Annotated in this window: 14 protein-coding genes; 10 read left to right on the top strand and 4 right to left on the bottom strand. The window is 43.4% G+C overall.

Annotation, left to right across the window (positions count from 1 at the left end):
- The first annotated feature begins 79 nt into the window (after positions 1-79).
- The 4 genes from K1M91_RS02090 (at position 80) to lpxC (ending at position 4,417) form a co-directional block, all read left to right on the top strand.
- The gene (locus K1M91_RS02090; RefSeq protein ID WP_232799900.1) at positions 80-886 is read left to right on the top strand and encodes a cell division protein FtsQ/DivIB; all 807 of its coding nucleotides are present in this window, start codon (positions 80-82) and stop codon (positions 884-886) included.
- Entirely contained in the window at positions 867-2,123 is a 1,257-nt protein-coding gene (gene ftsA, locus K1M91_RS02085; protein ID WP_232799899.1) for a cell division protein FtsA, read from the top strand. The genes K1M91_RS02090 and ftsA overlap by 20 nt, the downstream gene beginning before the upstream one ends.
- A gap of 39 nt (positions 2,124-2,162) precedes the next feature.
- On the top strand, positions 2,163-3,329 hold the full coding sequence (gene ftsZ, locus K1M91_RS02080) for a cell division protein FtsZ (protein ID WP_232799898.1): 1,167 nt from the start codon (positions 2,163-2,165) through the stop codon (positions 3,327-3,329).
- A gap of 173 nt (positions 3,330-3,502) precedes the next feature.
- Positions 3,503-4,417, top strand: a complete 915-nt coding sequence (lpxC, locus tag K1M91_RS02075) for a UDP-3-O-acyl-N-acetylglucosamine deacetylase (protein WP_232799897.1) — start codon at positions 3,503-3,505, stop codon at positions 4,415-4,417.
- A gap of 70 nt (positions 4,418-4,487) precedes the next feature.
- On the opposite strand, the gene K1M91_RS02070 is transcribed toward lpxC, so the two are convergent.
- Entirely contained in the window at positions 4,488-4,973 is a 486-nt protein-coding gene (locus K1M91_RS02070; RefSeq protein WP_232799896.1) for a DciA family protein, read from the bottom strand.
- A gap of 31 nt (positions 4,974-5,004) precedes the next feature.
- Between K1M91_RS02070 and K1M91_RS02065 the strand changes: the two genes are divergently transcribed.
- The 6 genes from K1M91_RS02065 to yacG all read left to right on the top strand — a co-directional run bounded on the left by K1M91_RS02065 (position 5,005) and on the right by yacG (position 10,917).
- Complete coding sequence (locus K1M91_RS02065; protein ID WP_232799895.1) at positions 5,005-5,928, top strand: M23 family metallopeptidase; 924 nt, start codon at positions 5,005-5,007, stop codon at positions 5,926-5,928.
- Positions 5,929-6,005: 77 nt separating this feature from the next.
- Positions 6,006-8,741, top strand: coding sequence for a preprotein translocase subunit SecA (gene secA, locus K1M91_RS02060; protein ID WP_232799894.1), 2,736 nt, complete (start codon positions 6,006-6,008; stop codon positions 8,739-8,741).
- Positions 8,742-8,917: 176 nt separating this feature from the next.
- Positions 8,918-9,310, top strand: a complete 393-nt coding sequence (gene mutT, locus K1M91_RS02055) for an 8-oxo-dGTP diphosphatase MutT (protein WP_232800041.1) — start codon at positions 8,918-8,920, stop codon at positions 9,308-9,310.
- A 4-nt stretch (positions 9,311-9,314) separates the two neighbouring features.
- Complete coding sequence (gene coaE, locus K1M91_RS02050) at positions 9,315-9,911, top strand: dephospho-CoA kinase (RefSeq protein ID WP_232799893.1); 597 nt, start codon at positions 9,315-9,317, stop codon at positions 9,909-9,911.
- An 89-nt stretch (positions 9,912-10,000) separates the two neighbouring features.
- Positions 10,001-10,726 (top strand): cell division protein ZapD, encoded by a 726-nt coding sequence (gene zapD / locus K1M91_RS02045; RefSeq protein ID WP_232799892.1) that lies wholly within the window; start codon positions 10,001-10,003, stop codon positions 10,724-10,726.
- 2 nt (positions 10,727-10,728) lie between these two features.
- Complete coding sequence (gene yacG, locus K1M91_RS02040; protein ID WP_232799891.1) at positions 10,729-10,917, top strand: DNA gyrase inhibitor YacG; 189 nt, start codon at positions 10,729-10,731, stop codon at positions 10,915-10,917.
- Positions 10,918-11,121: 204 nt separating this feature from the next.
- Here yacG and K1M91_RS02035 read toward each other — a convergent pair whose 3' ends face one another.
- The 3 genes from K1M91_RS02035 to pilB are packed head-to-tail and all read right to left on the bottom strand — an operon-like array spanning position 11,122 to position 15,009.
- Positions 11,122-12,009, bottom strand: a complete 888-nt coding sequence (locus K1M91_RS02035) for an A24 family peptidase (protein ID WP_282561060.1) — start codon at positions 12,007-12,009, stop codon at positions 11,122-11,124.
- A gap of 36 nt (positions 12,010-12,045) precedes the next feature.
- The gene (locus tag K1M91_RS02030) at positions 12,046-13,281 is read right to left on the bottom strand and encodes a type II secretion system F family protein (protein ID WP_232799890.1); all 1,236 of its coding nucleotides are present in this window, start codon (positions 13,279-13,281) and stop codon (positions 12,046-12,048) included.
- 24 nt (positions 13,282-13,305) lie between these two features.
- Entirely contained in the window at positions 13,306-15,009 is a 1,704-nt protein-coding gene (gene pilB / locus K1M91_RS02025; RefSeq protein WP_232799889.1) for a type IV-A pilus assembly ATPase PilB, read from the bottom strand.
- Positions 15,010-15,024: the final 15 nt, after the last annotated feature.

Below are 15,024 nucleotides of genomic sequence, written 5' to 3'. Positions count from 1 at the left end.
TATAATGCAGCGTTTAACGGCTTTTTGAAGTAGAAACAAGGCGTAATTTTTGTTCATAACATCGGTAAAAGGGAAATGAGTGGCTGAACCTGTCGCTAAGCAAAAAAAGAGCCGTGCTGATGTGTCTAATGAATCTGATTCAGTGGTCATACATTCACAAAGTCGTGCTGCTTTTTTCGCTGGCTTATTGTTCTTTTTATTGGTACTTGCCGGGTTGTATTGGACAGGATTAACAGTGGCACAGTGGTTGACAGACCAGAAAAGGTTGCCAATGAGTGAACTTATTGTGTTGGGCGATCGCCAATACGTGAGTGATGATGAGGTTCGCCAAGTATTATTGGCAATCCCTGAGTCGCAGAACTTTTTCACCTTAGATGTGGCACAATTGCAAGAAAACTTAGAATCACTGCCTTGGGTCTATTCTGCGTCAATACGTAAGCGTTGGCCAGATAGATTAAAAGTGTTTTTACAAGAGCAAACAGTAAGTGCGTATTGGAATGAAGAGGATTTGCTGAATAACCAAGGTGAGGTCTTCAACGCACCACAAGATAAAATTACTGAGCAGCTGGTGTATTTATACGGGCCAAACCAAAGCTCGGTAGAAGTGTTAGAAGTATATAAACAGTTAGAAAGCTTGCTGATGCTGAATGGCTTTAATATTGAAGCCCTTGAACTGACCCATCGCTACGCATGGAATATACAACTTAAGCAAGGTATTGAGTTAAAACTTGGCCGTGAGCAAAGAGTAGATAGAGTACAACGATTTATTGATATTTATCCTTTACTGGATGCTGAAAAAGTAGCTTATGTCGATTTACGTTATGACACCGGCGTAGCAGTAGGATGGAAACCAAAAAGAGAGCCAGATGACCAAAGCAACGGATAAAAAATTAATAGTTGGCTTAGATATAGGTAGCACTAAAGTTGCCGCTCTGATCGGTGAGGTATTACCCGATGGAGAGTTAAATATTATTGGCATGGGAACCCACCAGTCTAAAGGTATGGACAAGGGGGGGGTCAATGATCTGGACTCGGTAGTCAAGTCGGTTGAACGCGCGCTGCGAGAAGCTGAGTTAATGGCTGATTGTCAGATATCTTCGGTCTATTTAGGTATTTCAGGTAAACATATTAGTTGTCAAAACGAAATTGGTATGGTGCCTATTTCTGATGAAGAAGTGACCCAAGATGATGTTGACAATGTGATCCACACCGCTAAATCGGTGCGGATCCGTGATGAGCACCGAATCTTACATGTGTTGGCGCAAGAGTTTGCCATTGACTACCAAGAGGGCATTAAAAACCCGGTGGGCTTATCCGGTGTGCGGATGCAAGCCAAGGTTCATTTGATCACGTGTCATAACGACATGGCAAAAAATATTGTTAAAGCGGTTGAACGATGTGATTTAAAAGTTGACCAACTTATTTTTTCTGCTTTGGCTTCAAGCTATGCCGTGTTAACAGAAGACGAAAAAGAACTGGGTGTGTGCGTGGTCGATATTGGCGGTGGCACCATGGATTTAGCGGTATTCACTGGCGGCGCTCTGCGCCATACTGCGGTGATCCCTTACGCTGGCCATGCAGTGACTAGCGATATTGCTTATGCCTTTGGCACACCGCCATCCGATGCGGAAGTCGTAAAAGTGAAATATGGCTGTGCGATGGGCTCATTAGTCAGTCGTGAAGACACCATTGAAGTGCCAAGTGTTGGTGGCAGGCCAGCGCGTAGCCTACAACGACAAACGCTGGCCGAGGTGATTGAACCTCGCTATAGCGAATTATTAGGTTTAGTAAAGCAAGAGCTTGATAAGCTACAAGAAAAGTTAAAAAAGCAAGGGGTTAAACACCAGCTTGCTGCAGGCGTTGTACTTACAGGAGGTGCGGCGCAAATTGAGGGCTTAGTTGAGAGTGCGGAAGTGACTTTTCAATCTCAGGTTCGTGTAGGCAAGCCACTCAATGTTAAAGGGTTAACTGAGTATGTAGACTCACCAGTTTTTTCAACCGTGGTTGGATTACTGCAGTATCAAAAGGCAAACCAGATCACCACTTGGCAAGAGAAAGAGCAGAGCCAAGGGGTTGGTTCATTCGTTAAGCGAGTGCATAGTTGGTTTAAAGGCGAATTTTAAATTTTTTGCGAACAGGCAAAGGTAAACGGAGAGAGAGTTATGTTTGAAATAATGGACAGTCATGCAGACGAAGCTGTCATCAAGGTCGTTGGTGTAGGTGGCGGCGGCGGCAACGCTGTTGAACATATGTTGACTCAAAACATTGAAGGTGTTGAGTTTATTTCGGTGAATACCGATGCGCAGGCACTGCGTAATTCAAATGCAGGGACCACATTACAAATTGGCTCTGGTATCACTAAAGGTTTAGGTGCTGGCGCGAACCCAGAAGTGGGACGTGAAGCAGCACTAGAAGATCGTGAAGCCATTAAAGAATTACTTGAAGGGTCTGATATGATCTTTATTGCTGCCGGTATGGGCGGCGGTACGGGTACAGGCGCCGCGCCAGTTGTAGCAAGCATTGCTAAAGAGTTGGGCATCTTGACCGTAGCAGTGGTGACTAAGCCATTCGCTTTTGAAGGTAAAAAGCGCTTAAGTTATGCCGAGCAAGGAATTGAACAATTAGCGACGGAAGTGGATTCGTTAATCACTATTCCAAATGATAAGCTGTTAAAAGTACTCGGTCGTGGTATCAGCCTATTGGACGCATTCAAAGCAGCTAACAATGTTTTATTTGGCGCAGTTCAAGGCATTGCCGAGCTAATTACTCGCACAGGTTTGATCAACGTGGATTTTGCCGACGTACGCACCGTAATGAAAGAAATGGGTACGGCCATGATGGGTACCGGTGTTGCTCGTGGCGATGATCGTGCTGAAGAAGCGGCAGATGCAGCGATTTCTAGTCCACTGCTCGAAGATGTCGATCTAGCGGGGGCGCGCGGTATTCTGGTCAACATCACAGCTGGTTTTGATATCACCATTGAAGAGTTCGAAACGGTTGGTAATGCAGTACGTACTTTTGCATCTGAAAATGCCACTGTGGTTGTCGGTGCTGTTATCGACCCAGAAATGTCTGATGAACTACGAGTAACGGTTGTTGCAACAGGTATTGGCGGTGAGCGTAAGCCAGATATCACATTAGTTAACCCTAAGCCTGTGGTACGTGAAACAGCAGTTAATGCGCCAATTATTAATGAATCGTCTGCGGCGGTACAGCAACAAGCTGTTGCGAAACCAGCTGAAGAGCCCAAGGCGAAACCAGCAGCAGAAGCCAAATCGGACATTGACTATTTAGATATTCCTGCTTTTTTAAGAAAGCAAGCAGACTAAATAATCATCATATTTGGAAATTCTGTGACATGTGTTAACATGTTGCGTAATAACGCGTGAAATACAGTCTATTATCTAGTATGGCCCCTATAAAAGTAGGCGTTTGTCTATATATCGGATACTGGGTAATGACGCTATTATTTATACGACTGTGTTGAAAAACGGAAGACTCAATGATTAAACAAAGAACATTAAAACAAAGCGTACAAGCAACCGGTATTGGCCTGCATTCGGGTAATAAAGTCACGATGACTTTGCGTCCCGCTCCAGCTAATACAGGTATTGTTTATCGTCGGGTCGATTTAGATCCTGTGGTAAGCATTAAGGCTACCGCGCAGGCAGTGCAAGAGAGCATGCTTTGTACTTGTTTAGTGAACGAGTCTGGCGAAAAAATTTCAACAGTTGAGCATTTAAGTGCTGCTTTAGCGGGCTTAGGTATCGATAATATTGTGATTGACGTGGATGCACCAGAAATTCCAATTATGGATGGTAGTGCCAGTCCTTTTGTGTTTTTGCTTCAGTCTGCCGGCATAGAAGAACTTAACGTCGCGAAGAAATTTATCCGCATTAAAAAGCCTGTTCGCGTAGAGGATGGGGATAAATGGGCGGAGCTAAACCCGACTAATAAGGGTTTCCGTTTAGATTTCGCGATTGATTTTGCTCACCCGGTAATTGAAGGGCAAAACCAACACATTGTTAGTGAGTTTTCTGGTCCTTGGTTTTTAAAGCAAATCAGCCGCGCACGTACCTTTGGGTTTATGCGTGATGTTGAGTATTTGCAGTCTAACAACTTGGCTCTAGGTGCGAGTTTAGACAATGCGATTGGTTTAGACGATTACCGTGTGTTAAACGAAGACGGTCTGCGTTATGAAGACGAGTTTGTAAAACACAAAGTATTGGACGCTATTGGTGACTTATACTTAGGTGGCTACACTATTTTAGGTGAGTTAAAAGCCTACAAAACCGGACACGCACTAAACAATAAATTGTTATGTGCGCTGTTAGCAGACCAAACTGCGTGGGAAATGGTGAGCTTTGAGCAAGAAGCAGAAGAGGCGGTGACATACCTATCGCCAGCGTTTGCTTAACAAATAGTTTAGCTAAAACTATTTGTAACTAATAAACTGCGTTTGATTTAATTAGGCTAATAGTCTTAGGCTAATTATCGTTATCTGTACTGGCTCGTCTCTCTGTAGCCAGTGCAGCTAATCTTTCTAGCTTTTCCTTCAGTTTCCCCGATGCGTGTTCAGCAGCGCTCAAAATATAGCCCGCTGAAGTTTCAGAGATCCTCCTAGGGTTAGCTTTAAATTGAACGGGTTCATTGACCTTTACGGTTACTTTTTTGGCTAGTTCAGGATTGATTTTAGCTTCAATGCTAACCAATGCCGGAATACTTTGACGTAGGTCGGATAAAATATCGCTGCGCTTTTGATTGAATTTTGTTAACCAAACTGCGCTGGAAACGGCGAGGAATAAGGTTCCAGTTCTAAAATTTGCGATCTTGCAATGTTTAATCTGGTGTTGTTCCAACACACTTTGTAGTACCCTGTCGAGCGCTGATAATTGATCGGCTCGCTCTTTCAATTTTCTGAAATTAGAGTCAGAAGCCAATTTGGTAAGTGGACAAGGATGATTTTTACGCATCTTATTTAAGATCTAATCGAGTAGTATAACCATGAGTGTAACAGTTATTTACGCCGGTCAGAAACATCGGCACAGCATAGTGATAAAGCTCAAATGGATTTGGTTTTTATTAGTGCTATTTGCCTTTGTCACCGCAATGGTCGGACATCGCCTCTACGACGGCTATTCTGCCACACTAATGCAATATAAAATTGCCAGTATTACAGGCAATCTAAGCAAAAAAAACGAGCAACTAACCCGCTTAAAACAAGAATCTGATCAGCAGTTAATTATGTTGGCGACGAAAGTAGGTGAGCTACAAGCACAAGTTAGTCGCTTGAATGCATTGGGCGGCCGCTTAGCTGAGCAAGCAGAATTGGAAGACGGCGAATTTGATTTTTCTCAACCTATGCCGATGGGTGGCCCTATTTCAGATAATGATCTCGTACTCAGCGTAGATCTAAAAACACTGACTCAGCAGATTGAAGAAGTGGCTTTTGAAATAAAAACTAACGAAGAACAGATGCAATTACTTGAATCTGTGTTAATGAATCACCATATCTCTGATGACAGCTTCATTTTTGGTATGCCAGTTAAAGGTAAAGGCTATGTCACTTCTTTATTCGGTGTTCGCAGTGACCCATTTACTGGACGTGCGCGCTACCACAAAGGTGTCGACATTGCTGGGCGTAATGGCATGCCCATCACCGCCACGGCGGCGGGTATTGTTAGCTGGGCTGGAACTAAAACGGGTTATGGTAAATTAGTTGAGATAAATCATGGCGATGGATTTGTTACTCGTTATGCTCATGCTAAAGCCGTCAACGTAGCTGAGGGCGATGTCGTTACCCGCGGTCAAACCATTGCATTAATGGGAACAACGGGGCGTTCAACGGGGCCCCATGTGCACTACGAAGTCCTAAAAGATGGCGTACAGGTTAATCCGCGTAAATATATTTACCGAAAAGCCGGTTAGACCAAGCACAAATTAGAAAATAACTTTCTTGCCAAGGATTGAGCAAGCTTTAATGATTAAAACGCGAGAGTTGATAGATGTTTAACAAAATAATAACCAAAATCATCGGCAGTAGAAACGACCGACTTCTGAAAAAATTAAGTAAAGTTGTTAAACAGATCAATGATCTAGAAGAACAATTTCAAGCCCTTAGTGATACAGAGCTACGTGCTAAGACGCAAGAGTTTAAAGATGCTTTCCAGCAAGGTAAAACCTTGGATGAGTTGCTACCAGAAGCTTTTGCCGTCGTTCGAGAAGGTTCAAAGCGTGTATTTGGTATGCGTCATTTTGACGTGCAGTTACTGGGCGGCATGATTTTACATGACAACAAAATTGCTGAAATGCGTACCGGTGAAGGTAAGACATTAACCGCTACCTTACCCGCATACTTAAACGCTATTACCGGTAAGGGCGTACACGTTATTACCGTGAACGACTACCTAGCCAAGCGTGATGCTGAGTGGAACCGACGTTTATTTGAATTTTTAGGCCTGTCGGTTGGCATTAACTTGTCGGGTATGACGCCAGATGAAAAGCGTGCCGCTTATGCCGCCGATATCACTTATGGTACCAATAACGAATTTGGTTTTGATTACTTACGCGACAACATGGCGTTTGAGCCTGCTGCCCGTACCCAGCGTGAACTTTACTACGCGGTTGTGGATGAAGTGGATTCAATTTTAATTGATGAAGCACGTACGCCATTGATTATTTCTGGTCCAACAGAAGGCAACCAAGAGCTTTATCAGCAACTTGATAAAGTTATTCCGCTGCTAGAGCAACAAGAGAAAGAAGATACTGAAGATTACGTCGGTGAAGGTGATTACACCGTTGATGAAAAGAGTAAGCAAGCCTTCTTAACCGAGCGTGGTCAGATTAAAGTAGAAGAAATTTTGCAAGAGCGCGGAATCTTAGAAGACGGCGCGTCGTTATTTGCCGCTTCCAGCATTTCAGTATTGCATCATGTTAATGCAGCGCTGCGTGCTCACACATTATTTGAAAAAGACGTTGACTACATTGTTAGCCCAGATAATGAAATTGTTATTGTTGATGAGCACACTGGGCGTACTATGCCCGGTCGCCGTTGGTCTGAAGGCTTACACCAAGCGGTTGAAGCCAAAGAAGGCGTTAAAATTCAAAACGAAAACCAAACGCTGGCATCTATCACTTTCCAAAACTACTTCCGTCTATATGAAAAACTAGCGGGTATGACAGGTACGGCAGATACAGAAGCATTTGAATTTCAAAGCATCTATGGCTTAGAAACTGTAGTGACGCCAACCAACAAACCGATGATCCGTAAAGACATGGGTGACTTAGTTTACTTAACTACGATGGAGAAGTACGAAGCCATCATCGTTGATATCAAAGAGTGTGTAGCGCGTAAGCAACCTGTGCTGGTTGGTACGGTATCGATCGAAAGCTCAGAAATTTTATCTAAGCTACTGACAAAAGCCAAAATTAAACACCAAGTATTGAACGCTAAGTTTCACGAAAAAGAAGCGGAAATTGTTGCTCAAGCGGGTACGCCTGGTGCAGTCACTATTGCAACTAACATGGCTGGCCGTGGTACCGACATCGTACTTGGTGGTAACTTGCAAGTACGTTTAACTGACGCTGAAGAACAAGGCGCAACGCCAGCACAGCTAGAAGATATTAAAGCGGATTGGCAAAAAGTACATGACGCGGTATTGGAAGCCGGAGGTTTACATATTATTGGTACTGAGCGACATGAATCTCGTCGTATCGATAACCAGTTACGTGGCCGTTCTGGTCGTCAAGGTGATCCTGGTTCAACGCGTTTCTACTTGTCGATGGAAGATCCATTAATGCGCATTTTTGCCTCGGATAAAGTTTCAGGCATGATGAAAAAGTTGGGTATGGAAGAAGGCGAAGCGATTGAACACCCTTGGGTTTCTCGCGCCATTGAAAATGCGCAGCGCAAAGTTGAAGGCCGTAACTTTGATATGCGTAAATCACTGCTTGAATATGATGATGTTGCCAATGACCAACGTAAGGTCATTTACGAGCAACGTAATGAACTCATGGACAGTGGTGATATTTCAGAAACCATTGAGGTGGTTTGGGGTGATGTAATTAGCAGTACTATTGATCAATATATTCCACCACAGTCACTAGAAGAAATGTGGCAAATTGCAGATTTAGAAGCCCGCTTGAAGAGTGACTTTGCACTCGATCTACCATTACAAGAATGGTTAGATAAAGACGATAAGCTTGACGAAGAGAAGTTGCGTGAGCAAATTCTCGATCAATCTCGCCTTGCTTACAAAGCTAAACAAGAAGTGGTTGGTCTTGAAGTTATTCAAAACTTTGAAAAAGCGGTAATGCTACAAACCCTAGATGGTTTGTGGAAAGAGCATTTATCAGCAATGGATCATCTACGTCAAGGTATCCACTTACGTGGTTATGCGCAAAAGAATCCAAAGCAAGAGTACAAGCGCGAGTCGTTTGAGCTATTTACAGAAATGCTAGAAAACCTCAAACATGATGTAGTGGCGATACTAGCGAAGGTGCAAGTGCAAACTCAGAACGACGTTAATGCAGTAGAAGAGCAACGTCGTCGTGAAGCACAAGCACAGCAACAAGCTTACCAACATGAAAGCGCGCACAGCCAATTAGCCGACGCCGTTGCAGAAGAGCAAAGCGAAAGCGCAGAGACATTCGTGCGTGAAGAGCCAAAAGTAGGCCGTAATGAACCTTGCCCATGTGGTTCAGGTAAAAAGTACAAGCAATGCCACGGTAAATTAAGCTAAGCGTTCTAGCTGCTAAGATCGCAGAATGACTTCTGCTCCTACAGGGTGAGATATCTCTTTCGTAGGAGCAGAATTTATTCTGCGATACATTTTATGAAATATTCACAGATACAGATGCGAACATTGCAACACCATCATCGCAGAATGACTTCTGCTGCTACATTCCCCTAAAGGCTATTATGAAACGTATCCATGTCGCCGCTGGCATCATTATCAACTCCGAGCAACAAGTATTAATCAGCTGTCGTCTTGACCATCAACATCAAGGTGGCAAATGGGAGTTTCCCGGTGGCAAGGTAGAAGCTAACGAAACCCCCGAGCAAGCATTGATCCGTGAGCTGCAAGAAGAAGTAAATATTCTCGTCAACAGCGCTCGTTTGTTTGACTCCATTAGTTTTGATTATCCTGACAAGCAAGTACTATTGGACTTTATGATTAGCACTGATTTTAGTGGTGAGGCGCAAGGCCTTGAAGGCCAAGAAGTACGTTGGGTAGCGAAAGCTGATTTGCCAAATTACACCTTCCCTGATGCCAATCAACCGATTGTCGATAAACTGTTAGCGGATTAGTAGCGTGTTTATTTTAGGCCTCACTGGTGGCATTGGCTCGGGTAAATCAGCCGCTAGTGGTGTTTTCAAAACATTGGGGGTACCGGTAGTCGATGCTGATGTTGTTGCTCGCGAAGTGGTAATGCCGACTTCGGGTAGCGGCGCACTCTCTCAAATTGCAGCGCATTTCGGCCAACACATTCTATTGCCCGATGGTCAGCTTAACCGCGCCAAGCTACGTGAAAAAGTTTTTGCCGATGTCACAGAAAAGCAATGGCTTAATAACTTATTACATCCATTAATTCGCCAATCTCTACTCTCTCAATTGCAAGCTTGCCAAGGTGAATACGCTATTTTAGAAGCGCCATTACTGATTGAAAATGACTTGTTGAGCTACATTGATAAGCTGGTTATTGTTGATGTGCCAGAAGATGTACAGCTAAAGCGCGCGATGGCCAGAGACAACAACTCCAAAGCGCAAATTGAATCTATTATGGCGGCGCAAGTCTCCAGAGCCCAGCGTTTAAAACTCGCAGATTACGTGTTAGATAATTCCGCTGAAGTTAACGCACTGGCGCAGCAGGTTAAAGACTTACATCAAGTGATACTGTCACAAGCATGAACTGAAATTAATCCACATAACACTCAACATTTTGTCACTTAAGCGCTAAACTTTGATTTTTCCAACAGCTTGAGGATTTTTGTACCTGAATGGTCATTTTCGAACATCCACTTAACGAGAAAAGCAGAAGCTATTTACGCCTAGAGTATATCTTCGGTCAAATAGCTAAGAGTCGACATTTAACTGCGTCCAGCGATCCAGAAGCATTCTTCAAAGGCATTCTCGATTTACATGAGTTGATGGAGCGCTGCGAAATTCGCGGTGACTTAACGAAAGATCTCGAGAAGCACCTAGAGTCTGTTAACCACTGGGCCACTATTCCCGGTGTTGATTTAAACCGCATTCACCTGCTGCAAGAGCAATTGAGTAAATTTATTTACCAACTGCCAAGGCTGAGTCGCATCACCCAAACCTTAAAAGAAGATCGCTTTTTGTCCGCGGTGAGGCAGCGTTTTTCAATTCCTGGTGGTTTATGCAGCTTCGATTTACCTCAGTTGTATTTTTGGCTTAACTTATCGGAAGAGGAAAAAGCGGCAGACTGTAAGCGCTGGCTTGCCGACTTCCAGCCCCTCATTGGCGCCTTACAGCTTAATCTGAAGCTGAGCCGCGATAGTAGTCATTTTAATAATGAAGTGGCTAAGAATGGTTTCTATCAAGATAACGCGGATAATACCGATATGATCCGTATTAAAATATCGCCGATGTTAGGTTTTTATCCCACCGTAAGTGGTCATAAAAGCCGCTTCGCCATTCGTTTTTTACCCCATGGCGATGAACAAGCCCAAGATATCCCCTTCCAAATTGCGAGTTGTTAGTTATGTCGATTACCAAAGTAAACTGTCCCACCTGCCAAGCGGAAGTTATTTGGCAACCTGAATCTGAATTTCGCCCATTTTGCAGTGAACGTTGTAAATTGATTGATTTAGGTGAGTGGGCCGATGAAGAAAAACGCATTGCCGGCGAGCCAGCATTTGTGCCAGAAAAGCAAGATCTTGATGATTATTAAATCCGTAGGAGCAGAGCTTGCTCTGCGAATATCACAAATTCCCTGAGCAAGCTCAGGTCTCACAAAAAACACGAATCAACAAGTTCAACATACAAGGAGCGCCAGTCATGGCGCGATAAACCTTCCATCTGTGATGTGTTTTTGTGATTATGCTTAAACATATCGCAGAATAAATTCTGCTCCTACGAATCCGTGAACTCGATGTTACAAAATCACCGAAAAATACAGCTCAATTAATTCTTGGCCATAAACCAAATACAACCAACCCGCACCCGCTAAATAGGGGCCAAACGGAATTTGTTGACCACGGCCATTTTTCGCTAGCACCATCAAGGCAATGCCTGCAACCGCGCCAACAAAAGATGATAGCAAGATAATCACCGGCAACGACACCCAGCCAAACCAAGCGCCTAAGGCTGCTAATAGCTTAAAGTCGCCATAACCCATGCCTTCCTTGCCAGTTAGCAGCTTAAACGCCCAGTAAATACTCCACAGGCTTAAATAACCCGCCGCCGCGCCTAGCACCGCACTTTGTAAATCGGTAAAGGTGCCAAAACAGTTCGCCAGCAAACCAAGCCACAATAACGGCAAGGTCAGTTGGTCTGGCAATAGCATGGTATCAAAGTCGATAAAGGTCATTACCACAAGAAACCAAGTTAAAGTAAGGGCTAACATTAGCGGCCAACCAAAGGGCACAACAAAGGCGACTGCGATAGACATCAAACCCGTTAATAGCTCAACACCTGGGTAGCGCGCTGAGATGGGGGTTGCACATTCACTGCACTTACCCTTAAGCATTAACCAGCTGATAACGGGGATATTTTCTAACGCGGTGATTTGGTGATTACAGTTAGGACAAGCCGAGCGTGGGACAACTAAATTATAACGAGGAGCTATCTCGTCTTCTTTAGGCGGAGACTTAAGCTCATCACTGAGCAAAATGCGGCATTCCGACTGCCAATCTTTTTGCATCATTATAGGTAAACGATGGATAACCACATTTAAAAATGAGCCAACCATTAAACCAAGCACCCCAGCAAAAACAATAATGGAGGCGGGGTAGGCCTCCATTTGTAAAATGACATCTTGCATTACTGCTGTTTACCTTTCAAAAATACAGCTTTAAGATTAGCCGACGACTTGACCGAGAGTGAATATTGGAAGGTACATTGCGATAACTAATCCGCCAACAACGACACCTAAAACTACCATTATAAGTGGTTCTAGCATGCTGGTTAGGCCATCTACAGCGTCATCTACTTCGCGCTCAAATATATCAGCAACCTTATTTAGCATGCCATCTAAATCTCCTGATTCTTCACCGATCATGATCATTTGCGTCACCATATCAGGGAAGACACCCGTGGTGCGCATCGCCACATGCATTTGCATGCCAGCAATAACTTCGTTACGGATATTTAAAATGGCACTGCGGTAAACGTAGTTACCAGATGCTCCTGCAGCAGATAAAAGTGCATCAATTAAAGGAATACCAGCAGCAAATGTTGTTGACAATGTTCTGGCAAAGCGAGCCATAGCCGCTTTATGTAATATGGTGCTTATCACAGGTATTTTCAATACAAACTTATCAGTATTGTCTCTTACATTCTGAGAGCTTAAATGTGCCCTTTTAAAAGCGAAGATAATTATCGCTATAGTACCAAATACTATGTACCAATAACTTTGCATTAAGTTTGAGATACCTATTACAAACTGTGTAAATGCAGGCAACTCAGCTCCAAATCCATTAAATATCTCTTCAAACTGTGGAATAACGAAAAGAAGGAGTATGGTTGTTACAATTATAGCTACTACAACAACCATCGCAGGGTAAAACATTGCTTTTTTTATTTTAGATTTAAGAGCTTCAGCTTTTTCTTTATAAACAGCGATACGATCAAATAAGCTTTCCAGAGCACCAGATTGCTCACCAGCTTGGACTAAATCACAATATAAATCGTCAAAATATTTCGGATGTTTTTTAAGGGCTTCAGATAGGGGAGTCCCAGTCTCTACCTCTGTTGATATAGTTCCTATCAAATCTCTAATTGCTGGTTTTTCATTGCTCTTTGCAATCATTTGTAAGCTTTGAACTAAGGGAACACCAGCAGAAAGCATAGTAGCAATTTGCCGAGAAATAATTGCTATATCCATTGGCTTAACTTTATTACCAAGCCTATCAAAAATAGTTTCGGTTTTTTTCACCACCTTAGTTATATTGACGCCCTGACGACGCATTTCGGCTTTTAGTTGTGTGGCTGATTCTGATTGCATTTCACCGGAAACTTTTTTGCCTTTACGGTTTACACCGCTCCACTTAAAGGTGAAGACTTTAGGAGTGCTCTTGGCTTTTGCAACTGCCATCATGATTCCTTTAAATTGATTTGTTTAGTCATTGGTTACGCGAGTGACTTCAGAAAGGCTGGTGACGCCTTCGACAGCTTTGATTAAAGCAGATTGTCTTAAGGTATGCATACCTTCCTTTTGCGCGATATCATTTAGCACCATAGCATTGGCATTATCTAAAATGGCGCGGCTGATGGCTTCCGACATTACCATTACCTCATAAATACCAACTCGGCCTTTATAGCCATCGGTACATTTATCACAACCTACCGCCTTATAAGTGGTGATGCCCTTGGCTACTTGCGCTTGAGTGTAGCCTAAGGCTAATAGCTCCGAGGATGGAATTTGTTCAGGGGTTTTACAGTGCTCACATAAGCGCCGGGCTAGGCGCTGCGCCATAATTAGAGTGACCGACGAGGCAACGTTGAACGCGGGCACGCCCATATTCAATAAGCGAGTCAATGTTTCAGAAGCTGAATTTGTATGTAAAGTAGACAATACTAAGTGACCGGTTTGCGCCGCTTTTATGCCAATTTCGGCGGTTTCTAAGTCACGAATTTCCCCCACCATCACGATATCAGGGTCTTGACGTAGAAATGAACGTAGCGCACTTGCAAAAGTTAAGCCCGCTTTCGGGTTTACTTGTACTTGGTTAATGCCTTCCAAGTTAATCTCAACAGGGTCTTCCGCAGTAGAAATATTGCGCTCTGGGGTATTTAGAATATTTAAACCCGTATACAAAGATACGGTTTTACCCGAACCAGTAGGCCCAGTAATTAAAATCATTCCTTGCGGTTTTTCAATAGCGTCTAAATACTGTTTCTTTTGCTTATCACTATAGCCTAGGGCATGAATATTAAGTTTAGCCGCTGAGCTATCCAATATCCTCATTACGATTTTCTCGCCCCACATGGTTGGTAGGGTTGAAACACGTAAATCCATTGACTTATTTTTAGATAAGCGCAGTTTTATACGGCCATCTTGTGGGATGCGACGCTCGGCAATATCCAGCTTAGACATAACCTTTAACCGCGCAGAAAAACGGTTCGTTAAATTGACCGGCGGCGTCGCCACCTCAGTCAGTATGCCGTCAATACGTAGACGAACACGATATTTCTTTTCATAAGGTTCAAAGTGAATGTCCGAAGCGCCTTTGCGAATGGCATCAGAAAGGATTTTATTTATGTATTTAACTATCGGGGCGTCATCATCGCCCATATTTTGCGCTTCATCTAGACGAGACTCAGTATCATCAACATCGATATCGCCAATGTCTGATTCGTCAAGTTCACCTAAAGCTGAGGTGTCATCTTCGGTCAGTTTTTCAATGGCTTTTTGCAGCTTGTCTTCTTCAACCAATAAAGCTTCGGTATGCATAGCAAAGCTAAAACCAAAGTCTTCCAGTGCACCCACGTTAGTGGGATCAGACATTGCAATGTAGAGCGTGTGTCCTTGGGTATAAATCGGCAGTGCGTGATGCTTTTCGATAAGTTTTTCATTAATAAACTTATCGGGAATATCTTCTAACTGGAAAGAATCAAGATCGAGCAAAGGAATGCCGTACTCGGATTCGCAGAAGTCAGCTAGCTCTTTTGAGGAAAGCAGTTTTTGATTGACTAGATAAGTCACTAACGGAATCTTTTCGCTATTGCAGCCTGCTAAAATGGAGGCACTTTTATCTTTAGCTATTAGGCCCCTTGTGGCTAAATTATGTATTAGACCAGAAGAGGTGGTTTTAACGTTCATAGCTAATCTACCTTG

The sequence above is a fragment of the Motilimonas sp. E26 genome (assembly GCF_021278025.1).
GTDB lineage: Bacteria > Pseudomonadota > Gammaproteobacteria > Enterobacterales > CBDFNC01 > Motilimonas.
The sequence above is the reverse complement of the archived record's forward strand: the minus strand, read 5'-3'. Positions and strand labels throughout refer to the sequence as shown.

Bases quoted from the DNA above. Each gene is read 5' to 3' on its own strand.
- ftsA (WP_232799899.1), top strand. From the start codon at position 867: ATGACCAAAGCAACGGATAAAAAATTAATAGTTGGCTTAGATATAGGT.
- ftsZ (WP_232799898.1), top strand. From the start codon at position 2,163: ATGTTTGAAATAATGGACAGTCATGCAGACGAAGCTGTCATCAAGGTC.
- lpxC (WP_232799897.1), top strand. From the start codon at position 3,503: ATGATTAAACAAAGAACATTAAAACAAAGCGTACAAGCAACCGGTATT.
- K1M91_RS02070 (WP_232799896.1), bottom strand. From the start codon at position 4,973: ATGCGTAAAAATCATCCTTGTCCACTTACCAAATTGGCTTCTGACTCT.
- K1M91_RS02065 (WP_232799895.1), top strand. From the start codon at position 5,005: ATGAGTGTAACAGTTATTTACGCCGGTCAGAAACATCGGCACAGCATA.
- secA (WP_232799894.1), top strand. From the start codon at position 6,006: ATGTTTAACAAAATAATAACCAAAATCATCGGCAGTAGAAACGACCGA.
- zapD (WP_232799892.1), top strand. From the start codon at position 10,001: ATGGTCATTTTCGAACATCCACTTAACGAGAAAAGCAGAAGCTATTTA.
- yacG (WP_232799891.1), top strand. From the start codon at position 10,729: ATGTCGATTACCAAAGTAAACTGTCCCACCTGCCAAGCGGAAGTTATT.
- K1M91_RS02035 (WP_282561060.1), bottom strand. From the start codon at position 12,009: ATGCAAGATGTCATTTTACAAATGGAGGCCTACCCCGCCTCCATTATT.
- K1M91_RS02030 (WP_232799890.1), bottom strand. From the start codon at position 13,281: ATGGCAGTTGCAAAAGCCAAGAGCACTCCTAAAGTCTTCACCTTTAAG.
- pilB (WP_232799889.1), bottom strand. From the start codon at position 15,009: ATGAACGTTAAAACCACCTCTTCTGGTCTAATACATAATTTAGCCACA.